The sequence below is a fragment of the Povalibacter sp. genome (assembly GCF_036735925.1).
Taxonomy (GTDB): domain Bacteria; phylum Pseudomonadota; class Gammaproteobacteria; order Steroidobacterales; family Steroidobacteraceae; genus Steroidobacter.
Genome location: NZ_DAINNK010000126.1, coordinates 1 through 7,792, shown reverse-complemented (window position 1 = coordinate 7,792; position 7,792 = coordinate 1). Strand labels below are relative to the sequence as shown.

Sequence of the window (7,792 nt, the reverse complement as noted above, 5' to 3'; positions counted from 1 at the left end):
TTCTGGCCGAATTTCAAGGGCCGCGATGGCTGTCGTACGCCGATGCCATGGAACGATGGCGCGCATGGCGGATTCTCCAGTGTCGCCCCGTGGTTGCCGTTGGCGAAGGAGCATCGTGATCTATGCGTATCCCGGCAGGAGTCGGGTCCCGATTCGACGCTGAATAACTTCCGTTCATTCCTGCGCTGGCGTCGCGAGCATCCGGTGCTCGTGAGCGGCGCGATCCGTTTCCTCGATGTGCCGGAACCCGTCGTGGCGTTCGTCCGCGGCGAAGGTGCGGACCGCATGTTTGCGGCCTTCAATCTGTCGTCGCATCGCGTCGAGCTCGAACTCGCGGAGCTTGCACCGTATCGACAGATTGCCAGTGCGGGCGTGTTTCAGGGCGAACTGCAGGGACAGCACTTGTCGTTGCCGCCGCACGCCGTCGTGTTTGCAGCGGTGTGAATGAAACGAATGAATACGTATGTAGGCCATTGTTTGCCTCGTTGCGCCAGTCCTACGATTTCCCGCAACGAACGATCGGCAGGGGGATGCATGAGGTTTCGACCGAATCGTCACGACGCATGCAGGTGCTTCGCCGCATGAATGCTGCGGGCATCCATCGGCTGTGCGTACTGATATTGCTGGCACTCCAGCTCGGGCTGGCCCATGCGCAGTCTGCTGCGACGGTGTCTTCGCCCGGTGCCGTGCTGAGCGTGATCGTGAACGTCAATGACGAAGGCCGGCCGCAGTACGCCATTGCGCGCAAGGGCAAGCCGGTGATCGATGCATCGCGGCTCGGCTTCATCCTCGCCGACGCGCCCAAGCTCGAACGGAACTTCGTCATCGATTCGCAGCAGACCCGCAGCAGCGATGACACCTGGGAACAGCCCTGGGGCGAGCGACGCTTCGTTCGCAATCGTTTCAATGAGCTGCGCGTGCGCTTCACGGAGCGCAACGGACTGAAGCGCAGTCTCGACGTGACGTTCCGCGTCTATGACGACGGCGTCGGCTTCCGCTACGAATTCCCCGATCAGGCCTCGCTGCACACCGTCAATATCGTCGAAGAGCTGACGGAGTTCGATGTCGTCGATCCGGCCACCGCGTGGTGGATTCCGGGCGGCGAGTGGAACCGCTACGAATATCTCTACAGCACGACGCCGCTCGAGGAACTGAGCCAGGCGCATACGCCGGTCACGCTGCGCACCGACGCCGGACTGCACATCGCCATTCACGAAGCCGCGCTGGTGGATTACTCGGCGATGTGGCTGCGTCGTGTGGAGGGCCAGCGTCTGAAGACTGTCCTGTCGCCGTCGGCATCCGGACCGAAAGTCGTTCGCACTGCGCCGTTCACGACGCCATGGCGCACGCTGCAGATCGCCGACAGCGCCGGCGGGCTAGCGATGTCCGACCTGATCCTGAATCTCAACGAGCCCAACAAGCTCGGCGATGTGTCCTGGGTGAAGCCCTTCAAGTACGTCGGCATCTGGTGGGGCATGCACCTCAACACCCAGACGTGGGAAGCCGGCCCGAAGCACGGTGCCACCACGGCGAACACGAAGCGCATGATCGACTTCGCGGCGAAGAACGGTTTCCGCGGGGTACTGGTCGAGGGATGGAACAAGGGTTGGGAAGCGGACTGGTTCGCGAACGGCGAGAGCTTCAGCTTCACCGAGGCTTATCCCGATTTCGACATCGAACAGCTCGCAGCCTATGCGAAGAAGAAGGGCGTACACCTGATCGGTCACCACGAGACCTCGGGCAACATCGCGCACTACGAAGAACAGCTCGAAGCCGGACTCGATCTCTATCAACGTCTCGGCATCGATTCGGTCAAGACGGGTTACGTTGCCGATGCCGGCGGCATCAAGGCGAAGGCCGCGGACGGCAGTCTCCGTTTCGAATGGCATGACGGGCAGGTGATGTCGCGTCATCACCTCAAGGTCGTGACGGAAGCGGCGAAACGCCACATCGCGGTCAATGCGCATGAGCCCATCAAGGACACGGGCCTGCGTCGCACCTATCCGAACTGGGTGGCGCGCGAAGGTGCGCGCGGCATGGAATACAACGCGTGGGGCTCGCCGCCGAATCCGCCGGAACACGAATCGATTCTGGTGTTCACGCGCATGCTCGGCGGGCCGATGGATTTCACGCCAGGGGTGCTGAGCCTCAAGGGCCGCGATGGCCTGCAGATACAGTCGACGATCGCCAAGCAGCTCGCGACGTACGTCGTGCTCTACAGCCCGATCCAGATGGCCGCGGATCTGCCCGAGAACTATGAGAAATATCCGAAGCCGTTCCAGTTCATCAAGGACGTGCCGGTCGACTGGTCGCAGACGCAGGTGCTGAACGGCGAAGTCGGCGACTTCGTGACCATCGCGCGCAAGGATCGCAACAGCGACGACTGGTACATCGGCAGCGTGACGGACGAGAACGCGCGAACGGTTACGGCCAAGCTGGATTTTCTGGATGAAGGCCGTCGCTACACCGCGCAGATCTACCGCGACGGCGAGGGCGCCGACTGGAAGGCCAAGCCGCATGCCATCGCCATCGAAACGCGTGAGGTGACGCGCGACGACACGCTGACGCTGCCTCTCGCGGCAGGCGGCGGTGCGGCGATTCGTTTCGCAGCAGGAAGACGCTGAGAGCGCTCTTACCGATTCATTGAAATGACCGGCGCTCGCAGGCGCCAGACAACAGGGGGAACGACGATGAGTACATACAGGCAGACGGCACTCGCGGGTGCAGTGCGCGGAGCACTGCGTTTGCAGTCGAACATGCTGTTGGGCGCCGCACTGATGGGCATGAGCGCGACTGCCACGATGGCGCAGGACACGGCAGCGGACGTCGAGGAAGTCATCGTCACGGGCATCCGGGCGAGCATCGAGAGCGCGATCTCGGTCAAGAAGAACGACACGTCGATCGTCGAGGCCGTTTCCGCCGAAGACATCGGCAAACTGCCGGACTCCTCGATTGCCGAATCCATCGCGCGGCTGCCGGGTATCGCCGCACAGCGCACCAACGGTCGCGCGCAGACGCTGTCGATCCGCGGTCTCGGCCCCGACTTCACCGTGACGACGTTTAACGGCCGCGAGCAGGCCACGACGAACGACAATCGCACGGTCGAGTTCGACCAGTACCCGTCGGAGCTGGTGAATCAGGTCAAGATCTACAAGACGCCGGATGCGGGCATGGCGTATCAGGGCATCGCCGGCACCACGGACATCCAGACGGTGCATCCGCTCGACTTCGGCAAGCGCACGGCCGCAGTGACCTATCGCAAGGAATACGACGGTCAGGAAGCGAACATCCCCGGCCTGGACCGCGATGGTGATCGCGCCAACGCCACCTACATCGACCAGTTCGCCGACGGCACGCTGGGTGTGGCGCTCGGCCTGGCCTACAACAAGACTCCGTACCAGGCACAGACCCGCGAACCGTGGGGCTACGCGGATGCGCCGGGAATGCCGGGCGTCAAGGTGATCGGCGGCGACAAGGACGGCGTCCAGTCGTCCTACTACGAGCGCATGGCCTACATGGCCGTGGTCGAGTACAGGCCGACTGATCAGTTGCACATGGTGCTCGATGCCTATCACTCGGACTTCAAGGAACTGCAGACCATCCAGCGTCTCGAGTACGGCACGATCTGGTCCGGCGCGACATTGACCAATCCGGGTGAAGTCGTGAATGGCCGTGTCACTTCCGGCACGTTCACCAACGTGCCTTTCCAGGTCGTCGAGAACTACAACAACGACCGCCGGGCCGATGTCGATTCGATCGGCCTGAATACGCAGTACGACATCAACGACTACTGGGGCGTGAACCTCGATCTCAGCTACTCGAAGGTCGAGCGCGACGATCTGCGTCTGGAATCCACGGCAGGCAATGGCAAGGCCGCCATCGAGGGCGTGTATCCGGATCCGTCATTCATGGCGCAACCGGAAACCATCTCCTTCACGACGGACGGCAATGGCATCTCGCACCTCAACCCATCGCTCGACTACAGCGACTACGACACGATCTTCCTGACCGATCCGGGCAACTGGGGCGGCGGTCCGCGTCGTTCGGGCTTCGTGGGACACCCGAAGATCGAGGACGAGATCAAGGCGATCCGTCTCTCGGCCAATCGCACGCTCGACTCGTTCATCGACAGCGTCGGCTTCGGCGTCAACTACGCAGAGCGCACCAAGGACAAACAGAACTGGCAGAGCATCCTGTGGCTGCCGGGGGACATTTCCCACGCCGCGATTCCGGAGCAGTACCGCACGGGCATTACCGATTCGTCGTTCTTCGGCACGCCGCACGGCATCGTCGGGTACGACGCCCTGGGGATCTATCGCAGCGGTTTCTGGCAGCCGATCGACGCCATCGACGATCCCAACGCGAACATCAACGACCGCATCTCCGACGTGACCAACACGTGGAAGGTCACCGAGAAGCTCACGACCGTGTTCCTGAAGCTGGGAATCAATACCCAGGTCGGCAGTCTGCCGCTCACGGGCAACATCGGCCTGATGAGCGTCACGACGGATCAGTCTTCCGACATCGGCTATACCTCGGGCACGGTCATCCCGGGCACGACGGATCTCAACTATTCGATCGTCACTCAGGGCGACAAGTACACGGACGTGCTGCCCAGCCTGAACCTGGCGCTCGAGCTGCCGAATGACATGAAGCTGCGTTTCGGCGCTGCGATCACGCAGGCCCGCCCCCGCATGGACGACCTGGCCGGCGGCGCAGGCTACACGGTGCAGCCGAACGGCGCTCCGGTGATCGATGGCGGGGACACGTATTACTGGAAGCGTTCCGGCGGCGGCAATCCGGAACTGCGGCCCTGGGAGGCGAACACGTTCGATCTGTCGCTCGAGAAGTATTTCGAGAGCCGGGCGTACCTCTCGTTCGCGATCTACTACAAGGACCTGACGACCTACATCGTCAACAGCTCGAGCATCACGAGCTTCGAAGGCGTGCTGCTGCCGGACCAGACCTCGCCCGACGATCCGACGATGTACACCGAAGCGGATGCCAATCGCACCGGCATCTCGACAGTCAAGGTGAACGACAGCGGCGGCTGGATCCGGGGTGCCGAGTTCACGGCGTCGGTGCCGTTGTCGCTGTTCGCCGATGCGCTCGACGGATTCGGTTTCATCCTCAGCGGCGCGAAGAACGACTCGAAGATCACGATCAACGGCGCGGAAACGCCGGTGCCCGGCCTGTCCGAGGAAGTCGTGAACTCGACGCTGTACTTCGAAAGAGGCGGCTTCTCGGCGCGCGTGAGCAACCGCTATCGCGGCGATTTCGTCGGCGAAGTGCCGGCGTTCGATTCTTCGCTGACGCTCAACACCGTCAAGGCCGAATCGCTGATCGATGCGCAGGTCGGGTACTCGTTCGGGGCGGGGGCGCTGGAGGGTCTGAGCCTCAGCCTGACCGGCACCAACCTGACCGACGAGCCGTTCGTACTGAGCGCCGTGGGCGAGGATTCGTATCAGCTCGTGAAGTATCAGAAGTACGGTCCGGTGTACTCGTTCGCCGTCACCTACAAGTTCTAGGGACGTCGAGTCTTGTTCCGCTCCCCCCTGAGCAGGACTGCGCACCCGCTGGCATGATGCCGGCGGGTGTGCCTCTTTTTTCATCGTGGCGCGGCAATGAATCAGGAAGTCAGATCGGTCGTCATTGCGGGCGGCGGCACTGCCGGATGGATGGCGGCGGCCGCTCTCGCCCGCGTGCTCGGGCCCAGGCTGCAGATCACGCTGGTCGAATCCTCCGAGATCGGCATCGTGGGCGTCGGCGAGGCCACGATCCCGGCCATCGCGCAGTTCAACCGCATGCTGTGTATCGACGAGGACGACTTTCTCCGGTCGACGCACGGTACGTACAAGCTCGGCATCGAATTCGTCGACTGGTACGAGAAGGGGCATGCCTACATGCATGCCTTCGGGCCGGTCGGCCGTGACCTCGCCTATGTCCCTTTTCATCATTACTGGCTTCGCGATCAGGCAGGCGCGCTGTGGGATTACAGCCTGAACCATCAGGCAGCGAAGCAGGCGCGATTTGCGCGGCTCGAACGGGTGCCTGATACGCCGCTCGCCGGACTCACGTGGGCCTTCCATTTCGACGCGTCGCTCTACGCCGCCTACCTCTCGCGTCTGGCGCAACACAGCGGAGTGCGGCAAATCGACGGCGTCATCGCGGATGTGCGGCTGGACCCGGAGAGCGGTGACGTCCATGCCTTGCGGCTGACCGATGGACGCGAACTGGCGGCGGACTTCTTCATCGATTGCACGGGCTTTCGCGCCCTGCTCATCGGCAAGGCCCTCGGCACCGAATACGAGGACTGGTCGCAGTGGCTACCCTGCGATCGCGCGTGGGCGGTTCCATCGCGACGTGTCGATCCGCTGCTGCCGTATACACGTGCCACGGCTCGCGAGGCGGGCTGGCAATGGCGGATTCCGCTGCAGCATCGCACCGGCAATGGCCATGTCTACAGTTCGGCGCATATGAGCGATGAGCGTGCGCGAGAAACGTTGCTGGCGAATCTCGAATCCGAGCCACTGGCCGAGCCGCGGCTGATCCGCTTCACCACCGGCAGGCGTCGTCAGCTCTGGAACCGGAATGTCGTGTGCCTGGGGCTCGCGAGCGGTTTCGTCGAGCCGCTCGAATCGACCGCGATCCATCTCATCCAGGTCGCGATCCAGCGACTGATCCTGCTGTTTCCGCATCGCGGCGACGTCGAGGAACGGCGTCGCGAGTTCAACCGGGCCGCGGCCGCCGAGTACGAGTACATCCGCGATTTCATCGTGCTCCACTATCACGCGAACAACCGGCGCGGCGAGCCGCTGTGGGATGCGTGCCGGAACCTGTCGATTCCGGATTCGTTGCGTCACCGCATCGAGTTGTTCCGCGAGACAGCCGGCATCTTCTGCGCCACGGACGATCTCTTCCAGTTGACGAGCTGGCTGCAGGTCCTGTGGGGTCAGGGAGTGCGTCCGCGGGAAACGCATCCATTCGTTTCGACCGTGGCGCCGGGTGACCGTCAGACCTATCTGCAGGATCTGCGTCGGCTGATCGATCATGCGGCCCGGCAGTTGCCGGGTCACGCAGACTTCATCGCGCGGCATTGTGCCGCCGCGACATGAACATCGAGAGAGGGCAGGGGATGAGCTTCGACTGGCGACCGGCCCGCGCAAGAACGTGCGCGGCCTTCACTCTTCTCGCTGTGCTCCAGCTGTTGCTGGGTGTTGCAGCTTACGCAGCGGACGCGAGTCGCCCGCTGGCGCGGCAAAGTCCGGACTGGCTGCACGACGCCGTGATCTACGAAGTGTTTCCGCGAGCCTTCTCGCCGGGCGCGGATCTGAAGGGAGTGACCGCGCAGCTGGACAGACTGAAGAGTCTGGGTGTCGACGTCGTATGGCTGATGCCCATTCACCCCATGGGCAAACTCAAGGCGAAAGGAAGCCTCGGCAGCCCGTATGCGGTGCGTGATTACGATGCGATCGATCCTGCCTACGGTACGGCGGAAGATCTGAAGGCCCTCGTTGCCGCCGCCCATCAGCGCAACATGAAGGTGTTCATCGACATCGTCGCCAACCATACGTCGTGGGATTCGGTGCTGATGGAGAAGCATCCGGACTGGTACAAACGCGACGCCAGCGGTCGAATCGTGCCGCCGAATCCGGACTGGGTGGACGTCGCCCAGCTCGACTACTCAAATCCGGCACTGCGCCAGTACATGAGCGGAATGCTCGTGCGCTGGTTGCGGGACTTCGATCTCGATGGTTTTCGCTGCGACTATGCGGCCGGCATCCCGCGGGAT

5 protein-coding genes are annotated in these 7,792 nt (G+C 62.9%); all 5 read left to right on the top strand.

The window, feature by feature from the left end:
• A partial coding sequence (locus V7D81_RS22145) for an alpha-amylase family glycosyl hydrolase (protein ID WP_324320411.1) occupies positions 1-444 on the top strand: 444 nt, incomplete at its 5' end.
• A gap of 119 nt (positions 445-563) precedes the next feature.
• Positions 564-2,624, top strand: a complete 2,061-nt coding sequence (locus V7D81_RS22140) for a glycoside hydrolase family 97 protein (RefSeq protein ID WP_324320409.1) — start codon at positions 564-566, stop codon at positions 2,622-2,624.
• Between the two features lie 66 nt (positions 2,625-2,690).
• Positions 2,691-5,528, top strand: coding sequence for a TonB-dependent receptor (locus V7D81_RS22135; RefSeq protein WP_324320407.1), 2,838 nt, complete (start codon positions 2,691-2,693; stop codon positions 5,526-5,528).
• Positions 5,529-5,624: 96 nt separating this feature from the next.
• On the top strand, positions 5,625-7,115 hold the full coding sequence (locus V7D81_RS22130; RefSeq protein WP_324320405.1) for a tryptophan halogenase family protein: 1,491 nt from the start codon (positions 5,625-5,627) through the stop codon (positions 7,113-7,115).
• 80 nt (positions 7,116-7,195) lie between these two features.
• Positions 7,196-7,792: alpha-amylase family glycosyl hydrolase (locus tag V7D81_RS22125; RefSeq protein ID WP_324320403.1), on the top strand; the 597-nt coding region annotated here is incomplete at its 3' end.